Origin of the sequence: Microcoleus sp. Pol10D4, assembly GCF_036701555.1 — a bacterium.
Classification (GTDB): domain Bacteria; phylum Cyanobacteriota; class Cyanobacteriia; order Cyanobacteriales; family Microcoleaceae; genus Microcoleus.
Genome location: NZ_JAUBRA010000058.1, coordinates 21,392 through 43,965, shown reverse-complemented (window position 1 = coordinate 43,965; position 22,574 = coordinate 21,392). Strand labels below are relative to the sequence as shown.

18 protein-coding genes are annotated in these 22,574 nt (G+C 44.8%); 9 read left to right on the top strand and 9 right to left on the bottom strand.

Annotated features, from left to right (window positions below; translation table 11 throughout):
* The first annotated feature begins 574 nt into the window (after window positions 1–574).
* From QUA36_RS23800 to QUA36_RS23790, 3 genes are all read left to right on the top strand, one after another.
* Window positions 575–5,086, top strand: coding sequence for a CHAT domain-containing protein (locus QUA36_RS23800; protein ID WP_333459314.1), 4,512 nt, complete (start codon window positions 575–577; stop codon window positions 5,084–5,086).
* A 414-nt stretch (window positions 5,087–5,500) separates the two neighbouring features.
* Entirely contained in the window at window positions 5,501–5,716 is a 216-nt protein-coding gene (locus QUA36_RS23795; RefSeq protein ID WP_190659239.1) for a hypothetical protein, read from the top strand.
* Between the two features lie 155 nt (window positions 5,717–5,871).
* Window positions 5,872–6,768 (top strand): pirin family protein, encoded by an 897-nt coding sequence (locus QUA36_RS23790; protein ID WP_333459313.1) that lies wholly within the window; start codon window positions 5,872–5,874, stop codon window positions 6,766–6,768.
* A gap of 171 nt (window positions 6,769–6,939) precedes the next feature.
* Here the strand turns inward: QUA36_RS23790 and QUA36_RS23785 are convergent, their stop codons facing one another.
* Together QUA36_RS23785 and QUA36_RS23780 are read right to left on the bottom strand one after the other, a co-directional pair.
* Window positions 6,940–7,515, bottom strand: coding sequence for a TIGR04376 family protein (locus QUA36_RS23785; RefSeq protein WP_333167405.1), 576 nt, complete (start codon window positions 7,513–7,515; stop codon window positions 6,940–6,942).
* A 376-nt stretch (window positions 7,516–7,891) separates the two neighbouring features.
* Window positions 7,892–9,109 carry a hypothetical protein gene (locus QUA36_RS23780; protein WP_333459312.1) on the bottom strand — a complete coding sequence of 406 codons (1,218 nt, stop codon included), beginning with the start codon at window positions 9,107–9,109 and terminating at the stop codon, window positions 7,892–7,894.
* Window positions 9,110–9,965: 856 nt separating this feature from the next.
* On the opposite strand from QUA36_RS23780, the gene QUA36_RS23775 reads away from it, so the two are divergent.
* Both QUA36_RS23775 and QUA36_RS23770 read left to right on the top strand, forming a co-directional pair.
* Complete coding sequence (locus tag QUA36_RS23775; RefSeq protein ID WP_333459311.1) at window positions 9,966–12,074, top strand: ATP-binding domain-containing protein; 2,109 nt, start codon at window positions 9,966–9,968, stop codon at window positions 12,072–12,074.
* Window positions 12,075–12,151: 77 nt separating this feature from the next.
* The gene (locus tag QUA36_RS23770) at window positions 12,152–12,811 is read left to right on the top strand and encodes a DUF2290 domain-containing protein (protein ID WP_333459310.1); all 660 of its coding nucleotides are present in this window, start codon (window positions 12,152–12,154) and stop codon (window positions 12,809–12,811) included.
* 176 nt (window positions 12,812–12,987) lie between these two features.
* Here QUA36_RS23770 and QUA36_RS23765 read toward each other — a convergent pair whose 3' ends face one another.
* From QUA36_RS23765 to QUA36_RS23750, 4 genes are all read right to left on the bottom strand, one after another.
* Entirely contained in the window at window positions 12,988–14,910 is a 1,923-nt protein-coding gene (locus QUA36_RS23765) for an ABC-F family ATP-binding cassette domain-containing protein (RefSeq protein WP_333459309.1), read from the bottom strand.
* A gap of 181 nt (window positions 14,911–15,091) precedes the next feature.
* Entirely contained in the window at window positions 15,092–15,934 is an 843-nt protein-coding gene (locus QUA36_RS23760; RefSeq protein WP_333459308.1) for a hypothetical protein, read from the bottom strand.
* On the bottom strand, window positions 15,924–16,547 hold the full coding sequence (locus QUA36_RS23755; protein WP_333166927.1) for a hypothetical protein: 624 nt from the start codon (window positions 16,545–16,547) through the stop codon (window positions 15,924–15,926). Before QUA36_RS23755 ends, QUA36_RS23760 begins: the two co-directional genes overlap by 11 nt.
* A 53-nt stretch (window positions 16,548–16,600) precedes the next feature.
* On the bottom strand, window positions 16,601–17,398 hold the full coding sequence (locus tag QUA36_RS23750) for a TIGR04255 family protein (RefSeq protein ID WP_333166925.1): 798 nt from the start codon (window positions 17,396–17,398) through the stop codon (window positions 16,601–16,603).
* A gap of 182 nt (window positions 17,399–17,580) precedes the next feature.
* Between QUA36_RS23750 and QUA36_RS23745 the strand changes: the two genes are divergently transcribed.
* The 4 genes from QUA36_RS23745 (at window position 17,581) to QUA36_RS23730 (ending at window position 20,195) form a co-directional block, all read left to right on the top strand.
* On the top strand, window positions 17,581–17,892 hold the full coding sequence (locus tag QUA36_RS23745; RefSeq protein ID WP_333459307.1) for a nucleotidyltransferase family protein: 312 nt from the start codon (window positions 17,581–17,583) through the stop codon (window positions 17,890–17,892).
* A gap of 184 nt (window positions 17,893–18,076) precedes the next feature.
* Window positions 18,077–18,772: a TMEM175 family protein gene (locus tag QUA36_RS23740; protein WP_333459306.1), complete on the top strand. Its 696-nt coding sequence runs from the start codon at window positions 18,077–18,079 to the stop codon at window positions 18,770–18,772.
* Between the two features lie 59 nt (window positions 18,773–18,831).
* Window positions 18,832–19,329, top strand: a complete 498-nt coding sequence (locus tag QUA36_RS23735; protein ID WP_333459305.1) for a cupin domain-containing protein — start codon at window positions 18,832–18,834, stop codon at window positions 19,327–19,329.
* A gap of 494 nt (window positions 19,330–19,823) precedes the next feature.
* Window positions 19,824–20,195 carry a DUF4342 domain-containing protein gene (locus tag QUA36_RS23730; protein ID WP_333166918.1) on the top strand — a complete coding sequence of 124 codons (372 nt, stop codon included), beginning with the start codon at window positions 19,824–19,826 and terminating at the stop codon, window positions 20,193–20,195.
* A gap of 86 nt (window positions 20,196–20,281) precedes the next feature.
* Here QUA36_RS23730 and QUA36_RS23725 read toward each other — a convergent pair whose 3' ends face one another.
* The 3 genes from QUA36_RS23725 to QUA36_RS23715 form a co-directional block, all read right to left on the bottom strand.
* A complete protein-coding gene (locus QUA36_RS23725) occupies window positions 20,282–21,613 on the bottom strand; it encodes a serine hydrolase (protein ID WP_333459304.1) in 1,332 nt (443 codons plus the stop codon).
* A 291-nt stretch (window positions 21,614–21,904) separates the two neighbouring features.
* Window positions 21,905–22,237, bottom strand: coding sequence for a hypothetical protein (locus QUA36_RS23720; RefSeq protein WP_006633666.1), 333 nt, complete (start codon window positions 22,235–22,237; stop codon window positions 21,905–21,907).
* 31 nt (window positions 22,238–22,268) lie between these two features.
* On the bottom strand, window positions 22,269–22,442 hold the full coding sequence (locus QUA36_RS23715; protein WP_333166914.1) for a hypothetical protein: 174 nt from the start codon (window positions 22,440–22,442) through the stop codon (window positions 22,269–22,271).
* Window positions 22,443–22,574 lie beyond the last annotated feature (132 nt).

Below are 22,574 nucleotides of genomic sequence, written 5' to 3'. Positions count from 1 at the left end.
ATTTTTTTTTAATTAACTATTTTTATCGATTTTATCATGATCTTGCCTCTGTCTCACATTTATTTGAAATGACTATATGCCATACTCTACCAGCCTCACAGACGAAGAGTGGAGCATCCTCAAATCCTTGTTTTTTCGGGTTGTGACAAGGTAGGGGAAGAGAAGGGGCAAATGCTTGGATAGAGACGTGCAAAATCCTCGTCAGTAATTTTGAGAGAACTCTGGTTGATGCGAGTGCCAAGGTTAATCTTTGTTTTATTACAAGACTGCGGACACTTTTTGATAACTAACCGTAGAATATGGCTTTCAAGGCGATTCGGCAATCGAACTACCAAGGAAAAATCAAGGGTTTCAGACTAGGAACTAAAAACTCTCATGACTATTGTTATTAGGCTGATGCTGATCAGGCTTGCAGCCGCTTAGCTCTCAAATGGGTTCTAGAAACGTTCGACCGTTGAGTTACAAGGGCTCTTTTTAACGTGCTTAGCTTAAACTCCACTCATGTTTTTTGAGGAGAAAGTTTTATTATAATTTAAGCGTACTCAGCAAAACTTTTATTGTAGGGAGAAGTCTAATGATTATAACAATCATAAATCAAAGATATCAACAGCAACTGTTGACTTGTACTTTGGTTGTATCTTTAGGTTTTTTACTGTTCTCACCTGCTGCTACAGGCCAGCAAATTACTGCGTCTCCCGATGGCACCGGAACTGCTGTTAATGCCTCCGGCAATCAATTTAATATCAACGGGGGACAGCTCTCAAAAGACGGCACTAATCTCTTTCATAGCTTTCAGCAGTTTGGACTCACAGACGGTCAAATTGTTAACTTTATTTCTGAGCCAAATATCCGCAATATTTTAGGGCGAGTTGTGGGTGGCGATGCTTCTTATATTAACGGTTTAATTCAAGTAATAGGCGGTAATTCTAACTTATTTTTGATGAATCCGGCGGGGATGGTTTTTGGTTCCAACGCTCAACTGAACGTGCCTGGTTCATTCTTGGCAACGACAGCAACCGGAATCGGATTCGGCAACAATTGGTTTCAGGCAGTTGGCGTTAATGAATACGCTATGCTGATAGGAACGCCAAGCATTTTAAATTTTGGTACAGCTCAGCCAGGGGCGATCGCAAATTTCGGTCAACTGCGCGTACCGTCCGGGCAAACGCTAGCTTTAATAGGCGGAACAGTTTTCAGCCCCGGTACTTTGTCAGCACCGTCTGGGCAAATTGCGATCGCATCGGTGCCCGGAGAAAACTTAGTCCGCATTTCTCAGGCAGGGCATCTCCTGAGTTTAGAAATTTCCCCCTCTTCTAATCTCAACTCTGCTTCTGTGCCGTTGAGTCCCCTCACCCTGTCCCAACTGCTGACAGGAGGTAGCAGCAACGCTACAGGCGTTACAGTTAACAGCGACGGCAGCGTACAGCTAACGAATTCAGACTTGCGGGTAGAAGCTGGCGATGTGGCAATTGCCGACACTCAGGCAACAGGTGCAAACCAAAATTTAGCAGTGTCTGCTCAAACGGCTACTGTGTCAGCCGCGCGTAACCTAACCCTAGTAAACAGGCAATTACAGACAGCCGGTGACTTGAAATTGCAAGCGGGGGAAGCTGTCCGCATTCGCGACAGCGCGGCTAACTCTTTTGTTACTGATGTGGGTGGAAACCTAACCGTGCAGGGCGATCGCCAAATAGACATCCAGGCTCGCAATCACTCCCAAAGCTTACTGAGCGCTGGCGGCCGCATCACCCTTACCAGTAACGGTACTGTATCCAGCGATGCCTTCTTCAGAGCTGGCAGCGATTTCTCAATTGCCACACTTCAAGGTAGCCCCGGCAACTTCGCAAGTTCAGGCGGTTCTACGATCGTCTCAGGCGGAAACGTCACTTTTGGTAATTACGCAGGCGCTTCTCTGGAAGTGCAAGCCAAAGGGACGATCGCATCCGGTGATATCGCTATCACTTCCGCATCTAGCGATCGACCGCAGTTGGTTTTAACGGCTGGCAACGTACCCACTTCCCTTACTGGAAACAGCACTTTAGCACCCGCCAGTTCTTCACCTGCCAGCATTCAAGTTGGCAATATCGCGATCGCAGGTTCAGTTGTTTTAGGCGCTGCAAACAGCATTCAAGCAGCATCCATTACTTCAAATGGCGGAGATATCGCCCTGGTAGCGTCCGGGGACATCGCAGCGGAAAACCTGGATACTTCAAATTTAACGAGCAATGCTGGCAATATTACCCTCTACAGCACGGGGGGAAGCATCAATACGAGCGCCAGCACCTTGAACGCTTCCTCGATAATCGGTAACGGTGGGTCAATTTTCCTATATGGGACAAACGCGATCGTCACCGGTGGAATTACAACCTCTAGCTTCATTGGAAACGGAGGCAGCGTCACCCTTTATTCAGAAGGCAAAATCAGTACGGGCAACATCAACACTAGCGGAATCAAGGCAGGTGAGATCAGCTTCCTTAGCAATCCACCAAATCCTCCGGTAGAGGTGGCTCCCGCGCTGCCACCAGAACCACCAGCGCTCATACCTTCCCCGGTGCCAGCACCATCACCTGTCCCGCAGCCACCAGAACCACCACCGCTCATACCTCCGCCGGTGCCAGCAACACAACCATCGCTGCCACCAGAACCACCACCGCTCATACCTTCCCCGATGCCACCAGAACCACGAGTGTTCATACCTTCCCCGATGCCACCAGAACCACGAGTGTTCATACCTTCCCCGGTGCCACCAGAATCACCAGCACTACCTCGCTTTCAGTTCCCTGAACTCGCACCTCTAAACAATGGCTTAGTAAGCCTGACACCGAGTGCCCTTCAGTGCTTAACTGAGGAACAATTATTGGAGCAGCAGGCAGGAGTGCCCCTCCAAACTGCGCCGAAAGACTACAGCAAAGCGATCGCCTGCTACCAGCAGAATTTAGAGCTGGCGAGACTCTCCCGCGATGACGCTAGGGAAGGCTATGCGCTCAACAATCTAGGCGCAACTTACTACGCAATCGGAGATTATGAAAAAGCAATTTCTTACCAGCAGCAGCGCTTAGCACAAGCTGAATCCAGGGCCGATTTATTGGGAAAGGGACAAGCTTTTATTGGTTTGGGAGCTGCTTACGGCGCGATTGGCAATTATAAAAAAGCAATTGAATACTACGAGCAAAGTTTGGAAGTAGCGCACTCCCTAAAATCCCTTGATTTAGAAGCGAGTATCCTAAGAAATTTGGGATTAGTTTATTACGCCAAAAAAGAGTATACAAGGGCAGTAGAATATCAAGAGCAAAGTTTAGCGATCGCCTTAGAACTTCGCGATCGCCGAGGCGAAGCCCTTGCTTTGAGTAATTTAGGATTAGTACACTATTCCCTGACTAATTATGCCCAAGCAATTGATGAGCAGAAACAAAGTTTAGCGATCACCAAAGAACTGCGCGATCGTTTCGTTCAAGGTCGTGCTCTAGAAAATTTAGGAATTGCTTACTATGCTGTCAAAAATTATCCTCAAGCGATTGAGTCTTACCAACAGAGTTTAGCCATTGCCATAGAACTGAGCGATCGCCACGCCCAAGGCCGCGTACTCAGCAATTTAGGTGACGCTTTATACAAAGCAAAGCAACCAGCAGAAGCTATCAAAGCTTTATTTTCAACCATTGAAATTTGGGAATCTCTGCGGTCAAATTTAAAAAATAACGACCTCAATTTAATTTCAATTTTTGAAACCCAAGAAACAAGTTATAGTATGTTACAAGAAGTGCTTGCCAATCAAAACCAGCATAACGAAGCGCTAGAAATAGCAGAGCGTGGACGGGCGCAAGCTTTTGTTAGATTATTGACCAGCCGTTTTTCTTCCCAGTCAGCACAGGCTACCCTAAAGTCATCGGAAAATCAAATAAAACCGCTCGATATCCAGGAAATCAAACAAATTGCTAAAGAACACAATTCGACTTTAGTTTCTTACTCGCTTATCAAAGAAGATGTAGAAGCTGAGGGTCAAAGAAAGCTGCAAGATTCAGAACTTTATATCTGGGTGATACAGCCGACCGGGAAAATTGACTTTCGTCGCATCAATTTGAAAGGTTTGGTTGAGGAAAAAACTTCATTAAAAGCCTTGATTACTGAAGGTCGTTGCTTCATTCCCAGTTGCCTGCGAAACAAGCAGCGATCGCAACCAGCTACAAATCCCACCCCAACCCGGCCTATTGTCGAGCAACGATTTTTAAACCCATCATTGCAAGAGCTTTATCAACTACTGATCGCACCAATTGCTGACCTTCTACCTCAAGATCCAGCGTCGCGAATTACCTTTATTCCTCATGAATCTTTGTTCTTAGTTCCCTTTGCCGCGTTGCAAGATACTTCGGGAAACTACTTGATAGAAAAACATACTATTTTAACAGCGCCTTCAATTCAAGTGCTGTCTTTAACCAAGAAACAGCAACAGCTTGCTTCAGGAAAAGGTGCGCTAGTCGTTGGGAATCCTACCATGCCAAGTGTTGCCTTTACGACGAACCAACCTCCTCAACAACTGTCATCACTCCCACACTCTGAAGCCGAAGCGATCGCGATTGCTCAGCTTTTGAATGCTGAACCGCTCACAGGCGACAAAGCGACAAAAGTAGCAGTTTTACAGCAAATAGAGCGATCGCGCATAGTGCATTTAGCAACTCACGGCATCCTGGATGACGTAGAGGAATTGGGGGTACCTGGAGTCATCGCGCTTGCGCCAAGCAAGGGTGACAGTGGTTTACTCACTGCTAGCGAAATTTTCAATTTGAGGTTGAATGCCGAACTCGTCGTTTTGAGTGCTTGCAATACGGGCCGCGGTCGTATTACTGGTGATGGCATCATTGGTTTATCACGCTCGTTTATTGCAGCAGGCGTTCCGAGTGTTGTAGTTTCTCTGTGGTCAGTATCTGACGAATCAACAGCCGAGTTGATGGCGGAATTTTATCGACAGATGCAGCTAACCCCTGATATTGCCCAAGCGCTGCGGAAGGCCATGCTGGTAACACTGGTCAAACATCCTAATCCTGTAGATTGGGCCGCTTTTACTCTCATTGGCGAAGCTGAGAAACGTTAACCGGGAAAAGCTGATTTCTTCCCGTCAAGAGACCTAATACCTTCTCTTCCGTACTTAATGTGCCAAATTATCATTTTTCTCTTGTCCTACACCCCACGTCGGGCCCTTTGATATCAATTCCCGTTAGATCGGAATGTTTAAACCACAGAGAACGCAGAGGATACAGAGGAAGGGAAGAGAGATGGATAATTCCGATGAAGGGCAGATTTGATATAACTCACACACTCAAAGGGCGGAAGGTGGGTTGTAGTTGTTCCACCGCTGCATTGGTTTCAATGTTGTGACTTCGATCACTGGTAACACGGACTTGGTTCACCCAATATTCTCAGTATTATCACGGGAAACAACCAGCACCATCACTTGCTCTTAGGAGAAATCACGAGATGATTAAGGTGTCGAGTTCAAAATAATCCCATGTTTCAAGTTAATCTTCTCCCCGGCGCTATCAACGAATTAATTGCCACTGTCACCGATACTCACCGCGTTACCAAAGCTGACCGCTACGGCATGATGGCCGCTATCCTTGATGAGTCCATCAGTGAAGAAGAACGTGGCTCACTCGATCGTCTGATTCGCTCCCTGGTCAAAGGTCGGATTCAAGTCAGTGATGAACTCTCCATCGTCTCGTAAGCAGAAAGCTCGTTGAGAACTCGACACTCTACAACAGCTTTCGATTGGGAAAGTTTTGACCAGTCACTGATATTGCGATCGCCCTCTACAAGGATAGCTTTTTGTATAATGCACTTTTGACATAGACGATTAGCCTTCGCAACTTTATAAACATTATGACGGATACCATCCAGCATCTCATTGAGCCACACATTCAAGATTTGGGTGGATTCCAAGCCCGCCGCTTGCTTCCCTCAGACGTTTTAGCACTGGTAGGCCCGTTCATCTTTTTTGACCATCTGGGCCCTGCGGTGTTTCCACCCGGCCGGGGCGTGGATGTCAGGCCCCATCCGCACATCAACTTAGCAACCGTCACCTACCTGTTTGAAGGTGTTTTGCTGCATCGTGATAGTGTGGGCAGCGTTCAAGAGATCCGTCCTGGTGCGGTGAACTGGATGACGGCAGGGCGAGGCATTGTCCACTCTGAACGCACCCCTGACGACGATCGCAGCAAAGAAGCCATCCTGCATGGCATTCAAACCTGGATAGCACTTCCCGATGAATACGAAGAAACCGACCCCTGGTTTCGGCATCATCCGGCTTCTGAGTTGCCTGTTTGGGAGGATGCAGGAGTTTCGTTCACCCTAATTGCGGGTGAGGCCTATGGTCGCACTTCCCCAGTTCAAATATTTTCACCCATGATTTATTTGGACGTGGAACTGACTGCTGGAAGAGAATTTACCTTACCGGGCGATTACAGCGAACAGGCGGTTTACAGCGTAACAGAGGGGCTTGTGATCGATGGAGTGCCTCTGGAACAACATCGGTTGGCAGTTCTCACTTCCGGCACTGAAGTAAACATTTCTGCTTCAGGCAAGGCTCGTTGTATTGTGATTGGCGGTGAACCTGTTGGTGAGCGGCATAAGTGGTGGAATTTTGTTTCGAGTCGGCACTCACGCATTGAGCAAGCCAAACTCGATTGGAGAGAGGGACGGTTTGCTCAAGTTCCTCAAGAGACAGAGTTTATTCCGCTGCCAGAAGAGCCACCTTCTCAAGCAGAGCAACCGTTGTGAGAATATTGTAGGGATGATTGATTAATTGGCCCTAGAATTTTAGGATGGTAATTATATCAACTCTGAGCGAGCGATCGCCCTACTGCAGCGTATGGAGGGTTGACGAATATTTGCATGGGGAATCCAAGTTCCGGGTGAACCCGTCCCTAAAGGATTGGAATGCTTTCGTAACTATCGGCCTATATTCCGCTTCATTTGATCGAGTTCTTCGTCTGCTTCCCAGCGTTGAAACTTTTCTTCTAAAGGATCTGCCGCATTAAAACTATTATAATTTGAACTCTGATTCCAACCCTTTGTATCCCAATTTGGCTCTGTTTTAGTGGTAGTTCGAGTTGCAGCTTCTGCCGCTTTTGCTCGAACTTCTTTTCGCCGTACTTGAATTTGGCGGTACAGTTCTTTTGCTTTTTCAATCCGTTCTTTGCAGCCTTGCATTTGACCCCAGCGCTGATTTCCCTGACGCAGCAAAGCGGCTTGCCGCTCTTGGGCGGCTTGAGCTAAATCGAGCCTTTGAGCAGCTTTAGCTTTGTTGATGCGATCGTTCCAGCGCTGAATTTCTTGGGCGGCAGAGAGAATTTCGGCTTGCAGTTTTTTCTCTTGTTTTTGGATATCGAGAATCAGCCGCAGAGTGTCTTCTTCTTGTTCCTTCAGTTGTTCTTCTATTGCCTGCAATTCCAGATGGGGATTGCTACGCAAAAATTCTTCTAATCTGGTTTCTAGAAAGCGGCTGAAATCATCAAATAAGCCCATTTTTTATAATTCCTCAGTCATTAGTCATTAGTCATTAGTCATTAGTCATTAGTCATTAGTCATTAGTCATTAGTCATTAGTCATTAGTCATTAGTTATTAGTCATTGGTTCTTAGTCACTGGAGATCGATTATCTATCCTGAGTTGTTAGTTATAGCAGAAGAAAGTTCGGTAACGAATTGGGAAGCGATTTAACGGATAGAAGGAATAAGCAATAAGAGCAATGGTTTCAGCAATTAAGAACGTCTTGGCGGTTCCTATATTCTAACTGTTGTCACTGCTCGTGAGGTACAGCCCGATCGCTGCCCATTACCAATTACCGATGACCTAAGTCATAACTAATGACTGATGACTAATGACTCATAACTGATGACTAATTAGAACTTTTGGCCGACAAAAACCGATCGCACATCTCCTCCCTTGCGAATCACTGCTTCTTGATTTTTGATTTCTGCCAGCGTCCAACCGCTAGCGCCGATGCTTTCGCCGACATAAATTCTGCGGGCTACGCCGTCTACTTCAAACAAAGCAGCCGATCGATCGCCCAACTCCAAAATCCCTACCAACGTGTGCGCGGAAGTTGGGGCGCTGCTGACGGCTGGTGCCGATTGCTCCGGCGCGGGCGCAGATTGCTGGGCTGGGGGGGCTGGTGCCGGTTCGGTTTCGCGAGCCAAAATCTTTGGCTGGGGAGACTCCGAGGAAGGGGAAGCAGCGAGGGGATCTCGATTGCCCGCAGCGGCGATCGCACGACCGGAGGCTGGAGCCGCCGGCGAGGGCGAAACTGCGCTGGTTTGAGGAGCAGCCGGAGCAGCAGCTACCGGAGCAGCCGGAGCCACAGTCACCTGAGCGGGGGGAGGGATGACTACCACTTGGGGTGCTGGTGCTCCCGGCTGAGCGGCAGCTTGTTCGAGGGCATTAGCAATGCGGTTGACTGCTGTGGAAAGACCTGCCGTTGCCGGGGGCGCGCCGGAAATTGGAATGCTCGGCAGCGTCCCTGGGGTGGGGGCTCCGGGAACTCCTGCAAGTTGGGGGTTAGCTGGGGGTGCTTTTTTTTGTTCGATCGCTTCTAGCGAGCGCTGCACGTATTCCACAAACGGGGTATCTGGTGCTGTTTTGCCACTTGCTGCGGGTGTCTCTGGTGCGGGGGCGGCGGGCAAGCGCACGAGTCCCGATCTGCTTGCGAGCCATAACCCCATGACTAGCAGCAGCGACCCAAATGCTGCTCCCAGCAGCATTCTGTCGAATGATTGTTTGGACTGCTGTTTTTTGGCTGTTTCTAGGGCGACTTGGCGGGCGATCGCTTCTACGTCTTTTTCGTCCCGCTGCGGCTGGGGGGGTGCCAACTGCGACAAAACTATTTGAGGTACTGAGATCGACTTGAGCGCCACGAATTCTGGCTGCACGGGCTCGGATGGCAGTCCGCCGCTACCGTCGAATGCTCGATCGACTCCTTCAAACAGTTCGTCCATCAACTGATCGGCGTAGGACTCTACTGCCACTGCTTCGGCTGGCAGTGTTTCCACCGTCGCCCTCACGGCGATCGGCTCTGACGCTGATTCCAAAGACATCTGTTTGGCGATTACTTTTTGAGGCATAGTTTTCTGTTTGCTCCCGCTCCTCGACAACCCTGAGATTCTCAACTTCAGACTTCTACAGGATACTTGTGATGTTGACCAATTCTTGGCTCAGAACAGGTCAATTGTATCTCACTCATCACCATATTTTTAGTCCTCGGCAAACTTACTTTGCCCGATCGACTTTTGTTTTACCTGTTTTGGGCTTTTTCGCCCCTGTTTTCTGCTGTCAGTCTTATTTGCTTACCCTGACTTTTAGTGCATATTCTACTGCTTTTGTCAACCCCACCCTCCGGGGCTTCGCAGTTTTTTACACACAACTTTACTTCAGGCGATCGCAAAAAAAGCGGGTTTTTTGTCGCTGTTTCCGATCGCATTGCTGTTTTGACAACGATTTCAGACTTTTATCCGTCTTAAGTTTTTGGTCAGTTTGCTTGACAGTAATAACAAGCTGCATATTTTATAACTTTAATAGTACCATAGCTTCATCACAATTAGGTAATCAATTGTCAAAGGTTGCAAAATCGTCGGCTAAATAAGAATTTTTTTAATAAATTTTTTACATTTTTTTACAACATTATTTGTAGTATGAAAATAAGAAAAATTCTTAAGCTTAAACATAACTTTAACTTATGATTGGGAGCTCGCGATCAATTTTTTGCAGAAAATAGCAAACTCTAAATTTGCCTGATTCAGGGCAGCAAGAAAATTGTCATTGCTGGAGCTTGACAAAGGATAAAAGCTGAGGGGAATATCCAGCGAAACTTGTGCAGCATCCCAACGGCGAGTTCCGGCTTTCGCATTAAAAATACAGGTTGGACGATCGCTCCGAATTGAGCGATAATAAAGGTACATACATTAGGTGAGGCAACATCTCATGGTTAACGTTATCCGAGGCGATGTAGATAAACCAGAGTCATCTAGAAGGCTAGCTGAGTTCTTTGAGAAGAGAAGCGATATCGATGGCAGCTTATATCTAGGATACCCAATAATCGGAACCTCTCAGGGGGGCTATCAGATTGATGCTCTTTTGGTATCCAGAGAGCAGGGTGTTGTTATTTTTCACATTGTGGAAGGAACTGATATCAGCCAAAACATAGAAGAAGAACAAGATGAGAGCATAAATAAAATTCAATCTAAACTACTTCAACATAAATCTCTCACGAATAAAAGAAAATTAATGGTAGAACTTGGTGTGGTAACATATGCACCAGCTTGGAGTCATAAACCAGAGCGTTTAGACGATAATTATCGGGTCATAATTAGTGATTCAGAACTTACAAAATACTTGAAACAACAAGAGTGGCGATCGAGTGAATATTTTGAAGAACTTAACTCAGTCATACAAGCTATGACTTCCATAAGAAAAAGAAAGCAGCGCAGCTATGTTCAGCAAGAAAACTCCAGGGGAGCAAAGATCCGTAAACTAGAAGAATCCATCGCCAACTTAGACAGACATCAAAGTGAAGCAGTAATTGAAAGAGTCGAAGGTGTACAGAGAATAAGAGGTCTGGCTGGTTCGGGTAAAACCATAGTTCTCGCCCTTAAAACTGCATATCTACACGCAAAACATCCCGATTGGGATATTGCCGTAACTTTTAATACCCGTTCGTTGAAAGGTCAGTTTAAGCAGCTTATTAATACTTTTACTATTGAGCAGATAAGTGCAGAGCCTGACTGGGACAAAGTTAAAATAATTCATGCTTGGGGAAGTCCTTCAATAGAAGGAATTTATTATGAATTTTGCAAAAGACATAATATTGAATATCGAGATTTAAATGCAGCAAAAAAACTGACTAAATACGGTCAAGAGTTTGATAAAGTTTGTGAAGAGGCTCTCGCTAAAGTTAAAACTTTTGAGCGGTATTATGATGCTATACTTATTGATGAAGCCCAGGATTTTTCTAAACATTTCTTGCGACTTTGCTATGAAATTTTGAAAGCTCCAAAAAGAATGGTTTATGCTTATGATGAGCTTCAAAATCTAAATAAAAAGACAATGGAATCACCGGAAGTCATCTTTGGCAAAGATGCTCATGGTAAACCACTTGTTCAACTTCAGAACAAACGAGGGGAACCGAAACAAGACATTATTTTAGAAAAATGCTACAGAAATTCTCGTCCTATCCTAACTTCTGCACACGCTTTAGGTTTTGGTATATATAGAAATGAAGGATTAATCCAGATGTTTGAAAATGCTGGATTATGGACAGACATTGGTTATGAAGTAGAGGCTGGAAGTCTTGAAGATGGAAAATTTGTCAAGCTTTCTAGGACTAACAATACCAGCCCCAAGTTCCTCGAATCTCATTCATCTATTGAAGACTTAATTATGTTAAAATCTTTTGATAGTAACCAAACACAAATTGAATGGTTAACAAATGAAATTGAGAAGAATCTGAAGGAAGATGAGTTGAAATGTGACGATATAATGGTTATCCACTCTAATCCACTGACAACTAGACAGGCTGTTGGAGATGCTAGAGCTTTACTATTTGAAAAGGGAATTAACTCTAACCTCGCTGGAGTAACAACTTCACCTGATGATTTTTTTCGGGAAGAAACTATTATTTTTACGAGTATCAATAGAGCCAAAGGAAATGAAGCTGCAATGATCTATGTAATCAATGCTCAAGAATGCTTCTCAGGCGTAGAGCTTGCTAGGAAAAGGAATATCTTATTTACTGCGATGACAAGAAGCAAAGCTTGGATAAGAGTATTAGGTTATGGTGAAAATATGATAGGTTTAGTAGAAGAATTTGAGAAGATTAAGGGGAGAAACTTTGTTCTTGAATTTACTTATCCTACAGAAGAAGAACGCAAAAAAATGAACCTTATTAATAGAGAGATCAACCCAAAGGGACGCGGTCTTATAGCTAAGTCACGTAGTAGCATAAAAGAGTTAATTGAAGCTCTTGAGAAAGGTGACATCCAGAAAGAAGACTTACCCCCAGAGTTAGTAAATCAACTCAAAGAAAAGCTGTAAGAATCTTGAACATACCCAGCAACTAATCTAAAACTCTTAACCTGCATAAAGTAAAATCTGATTTATGAATAAGTTTAATGACTAGCCATCAAGAGATTTTCAAAGAAATTAAGGAAATCACTCAAAAATTAATATTAATTGGTTTATCGGATAAACAAAATTTTCCTTCATCTACACAGACTGGTAAAGGTAGTTATCAAATCGCATATTCTGGAATGCAGGATCTCTCAATAGTATTAAAAAATGTTGATTACAAAGAGATGTATGAGGAATTAGATAGAAATGACAACTATAATATCAAAATGATTGATGGTGCGTTAATCCAGTTGATGTATACTTATGAAAATTCTAGTTTAATTTCACATAGATTAGCCTTCTTTCCATCACCATTTTTGGAAAACTTTCAGAACGATCCGGAGATTTATGAAAATGACGAAATATATGCAGACATAATAGCAAAAAATATATTGCCAGTACCAATTAGATTTGATTACGATCCAGACAACCATCAGGAATTAGATCACCCAAAATCCCATCTAACTTTGGGACAATTCAAAAATTGTAGAATACCTGTTTGTTCTCCCATAACACCCAGTACATTCATATCTTTTATTCTTCGTAGTTTTTACAACACCGCATTTAAAAAATTCACAGCTCAACTTACATTTTCCAGTAAGCTTTTTCAGAAAACTATAACTTCCGGAGAAAAAAAGATATTGCACATAGCTATTGAATGACCAAATAAATTAGCATACTTAACTGTAAGTAAGTGGGTACAAATAAACATCACGTGGGGAGGGCGAGTTTTACCACAGTAAACTCGATTCTAGTTTAGAAGCTAGCCTAAACCAGGCCCTACAAGACCCTACAATCTATTATTGTTTTTTCGTGATGTTCTACAGCACAACCCAAATTAACCCACCCGTTCGGCCAATTCCAACCAGCGCTCAGTCGCCCGATCGATCTCCTGCGTCAACTGAGCCAAACGATCCGATAACTTCTTCATCTCTGCAAACCCGCTGGGAGCATTGTGAGACAAAATCTTCTCAATGTCTTCTTTTTCAGCTTCCATTTTCGGGATTTGACTTTCTAATTGTTCGTATTCCCGCTTCTCATTGAAGGAAAATTTGGTAGTTTTTTGAGTGGGATTTGTGGGTTTTGAATTGTTAGATTCAACAGTGCGCGTAACTTTTTCTTTTTCTTTTTGCCCTTTAATTTCCTTGGCTTCTTCCGCTTTTTTGTAATCTAAATACACCGAATAATTACCGGGATACAAGCGCAAATTGCCCCCAGGCTCCAAGGCGAAAACCATGTCGATCGTGCGATCAAGAAAATAGCGATCGTGGGACACCACAATCACGCAGCCGTTAAAATCTTCGAGATAATCCTCCAAAACCGCCAAAGTCTGCACGTCCAGGTCGTTTGTCGGTTCGTCCAAAATCAGCACGTTTGGCGCACTCATCAGCACTTTTAACAGAAATAACCGGCGCTTTTCCCCGCCCGAAAGTTTGTTAATCGGTGCATACTGTTGGTTCGGTGGAAACAGAAACTTTTCCAACATTTGAGAAGCGGTAATGATTTCCCCATCCGCCGTTTGCACCAACTCCGCCACACTTTTCAAGTATTCAATAACTCGCTGGTCTTCGTTCGGCGTCAAATCCTCTGAATGCTGGTCAAAATAACCGATATGAATGGTTGTGCCAATTTCGACAGTACCCGAATCCGGCTGAATGCGTCCGGTGATGATATCCATCAGCGTCGATTTTCCCGCACCGTTGCAGCCAATAATTCCTATCCGGTCTTCGGGAGTGAAATTGTAGGTAAAATCTTTAATTAAAGTGCGATCGCCGTAAGCTTTACAGATATTCAGTAACTCAATCACCTTCTTACCAATCCGGCGGCCGGCTGTGGCAATTTCGACTTTGCCGTTGGCTGTTTTGAATTCCTGGGCTCGCATATCTTTAATGCGATCGATCCGAGCTTTTTGCTTGGTACTCCGCGCTTTCGGCCCGCGTTTGAGCCATTCCAATTCGCGCCGCAATACACCCGCGTGTTTGCGAACACTGCTGGCGGCGGATTCTTCAGCTAGGGCTTTTTTCTCCAAGTAATAAGCGTAATTGCCAGCATAATTGTAAAGGTCGCCGCGATCGATCTCCAGGATGCGATTGGTAACGCGATCGAGAAAATAGCGATCGTGCGTAATCAGCAGCAAAGCACCGCGATAGCCGTTCAAATAGTTCTGCAACCACTCAACTGACAGCGCATCCAAGTGGTTTGTCGGTTCATCCATCAGCAACACATCGGGCTCGGACAACAAGGCTGTTGCTAAGGCAATTCGCTTGCGGTAGCCGCCGGACAAATCGGCAATTTTCGCATCAAAATCCTCAATCCCCAACTTGGTCAAAATCAATTTCGCCTTGGTTTCCAAATCCCACGCATCCACCTCATCAATGCGTTCAGACACCGCAGACAGACGCGCCATCAACTTGTCTGTATCGCCTTTGCCGTGGGACAATTGAGCGGAAATTTCCTCGTATTCGCGCACTAAAGCCATTTGTTCGCCACTGTCGGCAAATACTTGCTCTAAGACAGTGTGATTTTCGTCTAAATCCGGCTGTTGGGGGAGATAAACAATTGTAGACCCTGGATTGACCCAGCGATCGCCAGAGTCGATCGACTCCATACCGGCAATCATTTTCAGCAGCGTTGATTTGCCGGAACCGTTTGTGCCGATGAGTCCGACTTTATCGCCTTCATCCAGGCTGAAACTGGCATCTGTCAATAGTTCCTTGATGCCGAAGTCTTTTTTGATCGATCGCAGAGTAAAAATAGTCATCTGTATAGAAAGTCATTTACCTGACTTAGTTTAACTTAGTTCGATCGACTCCGGCTGCATCGATATGGTCTGTAGTTCCGATCAAACTTTTTCAAGACAAGGGCGAACTCGATTTTTATGACTATGTAAATTTCGATCGATGTTCCGAATAATCGCTTATTAAAACAGTGACTTCTCCACTTTAAGAGGATAAGTGATCCAGATCTAGCTGATCACTCTCCACATACTCCTTTGCTGTCATGTCTTCCAAAGCTACTACCGAACCCTCCACATTTTGGAATCGTCCAGATTCAGGGATTAATTTCAACCACTGTTTTAGAAACTGATCCCATCCTATTCCCTTAAACTGATTCTGTTCCTCGTCCCGGATAAACCAAAATATTAATCGGATTTCACAGCTATTCCATGAAGGTTCTGCGCGCACTCTAATCTCACGTAAAGCGCGAAGAGCTTCTCCTTCAGGGGAGGATTTATTATGCTTATCGCGTAGCCGATTTTGGAGATTTTCAGCAAAGTCAGTGAAGTCGTCAGGGAAAGCAAATCGAGCACGCTTTCGTTTCAGTGCTTGCCCAAGTTGCCTAATCTCCTCATCGTTAAGACATCCTGGTTTGCGTTCCCATTCTGCCACAACAGCCTTTTCTACTGTCATTACACGATCGAGATCAGCGACAAGATTAAGTTCTGCAATTCCAGGAATATAAGCATATCGAGGCCGTCTACTTCGTTGAATGTCATGCAAATCTCTTCCATCGACCTCCATAAGAGGTACGACCTCAACAAATGGACGCTCGTCACAACTGCGAACAATATCGCAGGTTTGTGTAACTACGGCAAAACCCTTGACCTCAGATTCTGCAAGATCAGTTTCTGCTTGTGCAACATCAGCAGAGTCAGATGTCAAAGGGCGTTGAGGATTAAAGCGATAAACAAACCAATGTTCTCCAAGCACACAATCACCCTGACACCACTCTTTTAGAGCAGTGTCTACCGTCTGAATCCAAACATCACGATGATCATTGACCACTATTATTCTTTCGGCTCCTTGCTACTCTAGCAGGTCTTGATCGTCCACCTTCCCGATGGATAGGCTCTTGGAGAGCGTCAACCAGATCCGCTGGATTCTGAGGCCTACGTGCCACAAGCGCATCTTCAGACAAAGAACCTAATTTTGGCTTTTGAGGCGCATTACCAAAGCCAACAATCTTCTTGAATTCCTCGTATTTACCTGCGACGAGTAGGTCAAAAAATTGATTGCCATTACTGCCTTTCAGTAACAGACTGCGATTGAGATTTGCACTTCCTCTATCGATGTATTTAATAGCCTCTAACAGTTGATTAAGCTGTTCTTCATTAAAGCTAGACAATGGTTGCCCACTTGCCCAATAATGAAGGCTTCTGCGTGAAACATTGAATAATTTAGCAAGCTGATCCCAGGTTAACCCGCTTAATCTTCTCAATTCGCTAATAGATTTCTGCGTTGCTTCTGGAGAGCTAGTCGCTCGCAAAGTAATCCCACTGGTCGTCCTGTCTACAGCAGCTAACAACCCTCGATGGTCACTTACTCTAGAAGCAGTTGTCCCCGAACTAACTAGGGAAATTATAGAACCCATAAATGAATGAGTATCTGAATCTTTCATAGCTCCCAGGGCAGAGGTACTCCGCTCATTAGGGTTTCTACTCAACCGAGTGCTCATAATTCACCTCCAAAACGCCGCAAAAAGTCATCTTTTACTGCCCACCGGAAGAAAGTATAAATCCTTTCAGCAAAACACCGTCCTTCACTCATCAACTCTTCAATACTGAATTCTCGATTTTTTGAAAGGGACATATCTAGATCGAGTATCCAGCTAGATTCAGCCACAGGTTCAATTGCATCTGGATCGAAAGTTGCACCAGGAGGCATAAGTCCCCATCTTGCAATAATTTGCTCACCTCCATTTGGAATTACAAACAAATATTCATTAACGGTTTGATGAATATATTCTCTAAATTCAGCAGCCATAAGTCCCGCCATCTCAGGTTTTACCAGTGATGATATGTCTTGCAAATCTTCACCAATAAGCCGATCGATATATCGCAATCCAAATCTTTCAATAATTTGGGGTTTAAAACTTTTATCAAATGCGATGAGCAAATGTTCTAAACGTTCCAAAAAATCACGACGGCTGGAGTAAGCTGTTGTCTCAAGCGCCATAAAATTAGGTGCTAAAGATACGCGCCAGCTATGTGCTGTATCTATGAACCGCCAGGTTACCTGAACAGTCGGTTGTACACCACCTGGAGGTCCAAAGACTAAAATTTGAGTTTGTTCGGGTTGTAGGATAGGATATTTTTCTCTAATTGCCTCTTGAAATGAACCCACAAAATCTTTCTTCTCGATCGAGAGAATAGGTGGAAAGCGCACCTGTGCAATCACTCGAATCAGAGGGGCATCCTTCAACGGTACCTCTTCAGGTGGCTGTGCGGTGAGTGGATTGTCATTAACCACTTTCTACATCCTTTTTGGAGCTTTCAGAGAAATTAAGCATAGCTAGAGTCTAGAGATGGGACTATCGTTCCCTATAACTATGATATAACAACATTGTGAAGTAAAGTGTGAAGTAAAAAAAATTCCCGTAAAACACTTAGAAATAGAGATAAAATCGACTAGACCTTTATACTGCGTAATGTTTGCTCAAACCGATCGCCCTGCCAATTGACGAAATAACCAAATTCTGCCAACAGTGGCAAATCATCGAACTCTCCCTCTTTGGTTCGATTCTTCGTGACGACTTTCATGCAGACAGCGACATCGATATCCTAGTTGCTTTTGCCCCCACAGCCAACGGGGGTCTACTCGATCGCGCCCAAATGCAGGAAAAACTCGAAGCAATCCTCAGCAGACGAGTCGATCTAATCAGTAAACGGGCGATTGATCGCACTTCCAACCCGATTCGCCGTCAAGAAATTCTCTCTACTGCTCAAACTATTTATGTCAAATAACCGCGATCGCGCTTCCTTAATCGATCGCTCTTTTTATTCTAACAACTGCTTCTCCCGTTTTACCCGTTGCGCGATCGGGTATTGATAAGAAATCGTGCCGATCGACTGCTTAAACATATCAGCGAAAAGTCCGTTAAGATTATCTGTTTTCAGCCGAGATTAGGCAAGCAAAATCGTTGGCTTTGTGGGTAAGTGCAAGCGATCGGCGATCGGTATAACACATCACTGCAACCGACCTTATGCTAAGTTATTTTTGGAATTAGGAGCGATCGACCGCGCCAGCAAAAAAGGAGGATCTACAAAAATGGGTAAAGGCAGGTTAGAAGCATTCAGCGATGGTGTAATCGCCATTCTCATCACCATTATGGTGCTGGAATTGAAAGTGCCCCATGAAGCTGATTTAGCTGCGCTGCGTCCGCTAATCCCAGTATTTCTGAGCTATGTACTCAGTTTTATTTATCTTGGTATCTACTGGAACAACCACCATCACTTGTTACAAGCGGCTCGGCACGTCAATGGTAATGTGTTGTGGGCTAATTTGCATCTGCTGTTCTGGTTGTCACTGATTCCCTTTGTCACTGCCTGGACAGGCGAGAATCACTTCGCTGCGTGGCCAGTTGCGCTTTATGGCACAGTGCTGTTGTTGGCTGCGATCGCTTATTTCATTCTTACTCGTGTCCTTATTTCTTACCACGGTAAAGATTCCACTCTGGCAATTGCACTTGGGCGAGACTTTAAGGGGAAGGTATCAGTGGTGATTTATGCCGTAGCAATCCTGCTTTCCTTTGTGAACTCATGGTTTGCTTTCATGCTGTATGTTTTAGTTGCAATCATGTGGCTGATCCCCGATCGGCGTATTGAGAAAACTCTGAATTCGTGAAGAATATTCCGCGAAAAGCCATCGCCAGCCAGCTAACACTTCGCTTTAGGAATTAACAAATGACAATTCATCAAAACGGACTTTTTGTTGAACCTGGTCAAGGTCGTTCTTACTACTTTGGTCAAGACCTCTATACCTTCAAGGCAGTTGGTGAAGAGACAGGGGAAGCCTATGCGCTTTGTGAGGTAATTGTTGCACCTGGTGGCGGTACGCCAACCCATCGCCACAACCGAGAAAATGAATCATTTTATGTTCAAGACGGAGAGATTGAATTCCAGCTTGACGATCGTACTTTCGTTGTGACGGCTGGAACCTTCCTTCATTCACCGAAAGGCCAGCTTCACCGATTTACGAATACCACCGCTACACCCGCTAAAATGCTGGTTTGGGTCACTCCTGCTGGCTTTGAGAAATTTATTTCCGAAGTTGGAAAGGCTGTGAATGGTGAGATTACCCTTGGAGCATCCTTGAGCCCTGAAGACCTTGACAAAATTCTTACTACTGCTCCCAAGTACGGTATCGAGATCGTACCTCCACCCTCTGAGGAGTGTGCCTAGATAGCAATCACTCTTGAAGTCATGGTAGAAATATTGGGACTAAAAATATTTTAAAGTAGTTTGTACGATTCTGAATTGTCTATTAATTCACTTTGTTCACCAGGATAAAAGCGATCGTCTCAAATCTCGGTCAAGTCGTAAAGACAACTGATATCGTTTCCGGTTGCATCGGTATTTTTCAGATGTCCAAACTGTCATTTGTCCCAAAATCATAATTTTAGTCCACACTCAAAAATCATGAGGAGTGCAATCCGAATTGATATTACTTGACTTATATCTAGAGACGGGTTGTTTCAACAAACGCTTCTCTACCTTTCGGAAGAGATAAACGCGCCCTGAACTAACGCCACCAAAATAAGGTTTTGAGTAAGAAAGCAGGGGGGGAAAGTACGAATGCAGATTGTAGGGTTTCCTTGCCTGTCATTCCCAAGTGCGATCGCCGAAGATAAGGGTATAGAAATTAAACGGCTGGTTTTCACCCGCCCTTACACAAAATGAACTCACAACTAGAACAACAAGTAACAATTCTACAAGACGAAACAGCAGCGGCAGGAAATTCAGCCAACCCAACAGTTGAAACTCATGTATTCGCCTCAGAATTTGCAACCGAGGAAAAAGTCAGAGTGGAAGAATTTAAGATTAGCGGCGACAGCCTAATTGGCAAAGTCAAAGAACTAATTCAGCAAGGAAAACTCCGCCGCCTCGTCATCAAAAACTCGCAAGGGCGGACTTTGGCAGACATTCCGCTGATGGCGGGATTGGTAGGCGGCGTTGCAGGATCAGTAGTCTTTCCAATTGCTGCTGTACTTGCTACAGTTGGGGCAGTTGCGGCTCATTTGACTGTAGCAATCGAGCGCAAAGAATAGTCCTTAGTAATTAACAATCTTCTCTTCAAGTCCGCGAAGGCGGACTTTGTTTGTTTAGTAGCGATTTCAATCGCCGAATTGTCTGATCAACGTAAATTATCCGGTACTCTTGCCGCAGGTTGGTCTAAATAATTGTAAACAATCCGCGAAATTCGACGGACAAAATCTCTCACAATCGGGTCATTGTAAGGACGTTTGACAAAGATTGCGGCTAAATAACGCTTACCGTTGGGCATATCAATAATTCCCGCATCGCCCACTACAAAGCCGATATCTCCAGTTTTGTCCGCAATAACTGCACCGGGACCCAAACCGGAGGGCAACAGCGTTCTAGTTGTAGTGTGCCGCAGTAATTCTAAAGCTTGTTCCCGGCTCGATTCAGAAACTAATTTATCGCGAGACAGCATCGCCAGCAACTTTACCATATCCACAGAACTTGTGGTATTTGTTCCTTGAAAATCGCCGAGCCAATTGCGAATTCTGGTATCAGTTAATCCCCAACTGCGAAAACGCTCATTGAGTTTAGCAATTCCCCCCAAACGTTCAATAATCATATTGGTGGCTGTATTGTCGCTGATGGTAATCATTTTATCTACGGTTTCTTTGATGCTAAACCGAGTTCCATCAGGTTCGTCTTGCATAGTTCCAGAACCGCTGGCTACTAAGTCGGACTTCATAACTAATGTTTCGTCGAGGCTAACTTTGCCTGCGTCTACATCTTGATAAAAAGCAATCAGAATTGGTAATTTGATGGTACTCGCGGCCGGAAATACTCGATCGCCCTTGATATCCAAATAGTTTCCTGTATCTAAATCCAGAAAAAACATTCCGGCGCTGAGGGATCTATACTGTTCGATCGCACTTTCGATTTGAGGCTTGATGGCTGTCATTTCCAAGCCTGTTGACATCCCCAAATCAGCGGAATAGTTTCTCTGATTTCCCGGCGGAACAGTGGGCGTAACTTGACCTGCTGCTTGTTCTATGCGGGTAATAGCTGTTGGGATCAAAGACTCGTTTCCCGCTATTTGCTCTGGATTTGGCAACTGAAACGACCAGCGCGTGGCAGATTCTCTAATGACTCGGACTTTTTGCGGGTCTAACTTATAACCGGGAGTTAATTGTATCACTAACCTGGTAGTTCCGGTGTCAAACTGCCCGACTCTAATTTGTTGAATAGCGGAGTTGTAGCTTTGAGGACTTTCGGGATACTCCAAGACTATTCCCGGTAAGTCAATTACTAAGCGGGTGGGATTGGCGATTAGTTTGACTTCCGGCTGAACTCCTGAATCTGTGGTTAAATTGAGTTGGTTTTCGCGGGCATCGAAGTGCCAAGATGTTAGTGTATCAGCTTTTGCGGGCAGGGCGATCGAGAAAAGACTAAGGGCGGCCGGCAACAGCCATCGAAGTTTTAGAGTCATGTTTGAAGAGAAAGAGTTTAACGGGTGCAACGAGAAAGCGGCTGGAAAAACGTTATCAACCGCTTTCGAGACGAAGCACCTAGAATCATACAGTCAACTCTTGCCCGCAGCCGTATTTTTTTTATTCTCTTTGAGAGTATTTTGTTTCCGGGACTGATCTCAAACCCGCTTCTATTACCCCTTCTTCTTTCTGTCTCGCGCAGGCGGACGAAAGTGTGTACAGTCGTTGACTCTCTTGGCAGAATTCTTGTTTTGTCTGCACAAATTTTATTCACCTGAGATGAATTCAAGTTAGGCGACTTCCCGATTTCTAGCATCTTCGAGGGAGTCGATCGCGGCTTTAAGAAACACTTTTCCTTTAGCAACAAATCGGCGATCGCTCAAAGGATCGTAAGCTTCCCAATTACCGCTAACTTCGCGATCGCGCCACAAAAACCAGCAGCGGTAGATTTCTCCGCTATCTATATCATCGCACAAAGCCAGCCAATCATCCCCCGTGAGAGCGCTGGCATCTAATGCTACCAATTCCACCCACGCAAGTGCAGTGCAGGCATCGATCGCCTCAGCGTCAACCGAGTCAGATTTGGTAGCTATAGGTTGTGGCGAACACAGTGTAGACTTCATAATTTCTCCTTAATTAAATGAATGAATTTGCTTATTTATGGAACTGACCCGGTACGCCAAGTGGAAAAACTGTCTTTTGATAAATTTCTGGTTGGTCAAATTTACCAGCGGCTGATGCTTCTGTTAAATTATTAAGTGTATTAATTGTGAAAATGGCGGCGGTTCCCAAAGCGGCCATTGCCAGTCTGTGTAAGATTTTGCTCATTTGGCTGCTCCTTTTTTGCTTGGTGTATCTACTCTAAAAAGTTAAGTGGTGAGTAGCGGCGGAGATTGGGGAGTTAAGAAAAACTTTTTCTCCTCAAATATATTCAACTGTTGAAGCCGTTATCAGGACAGA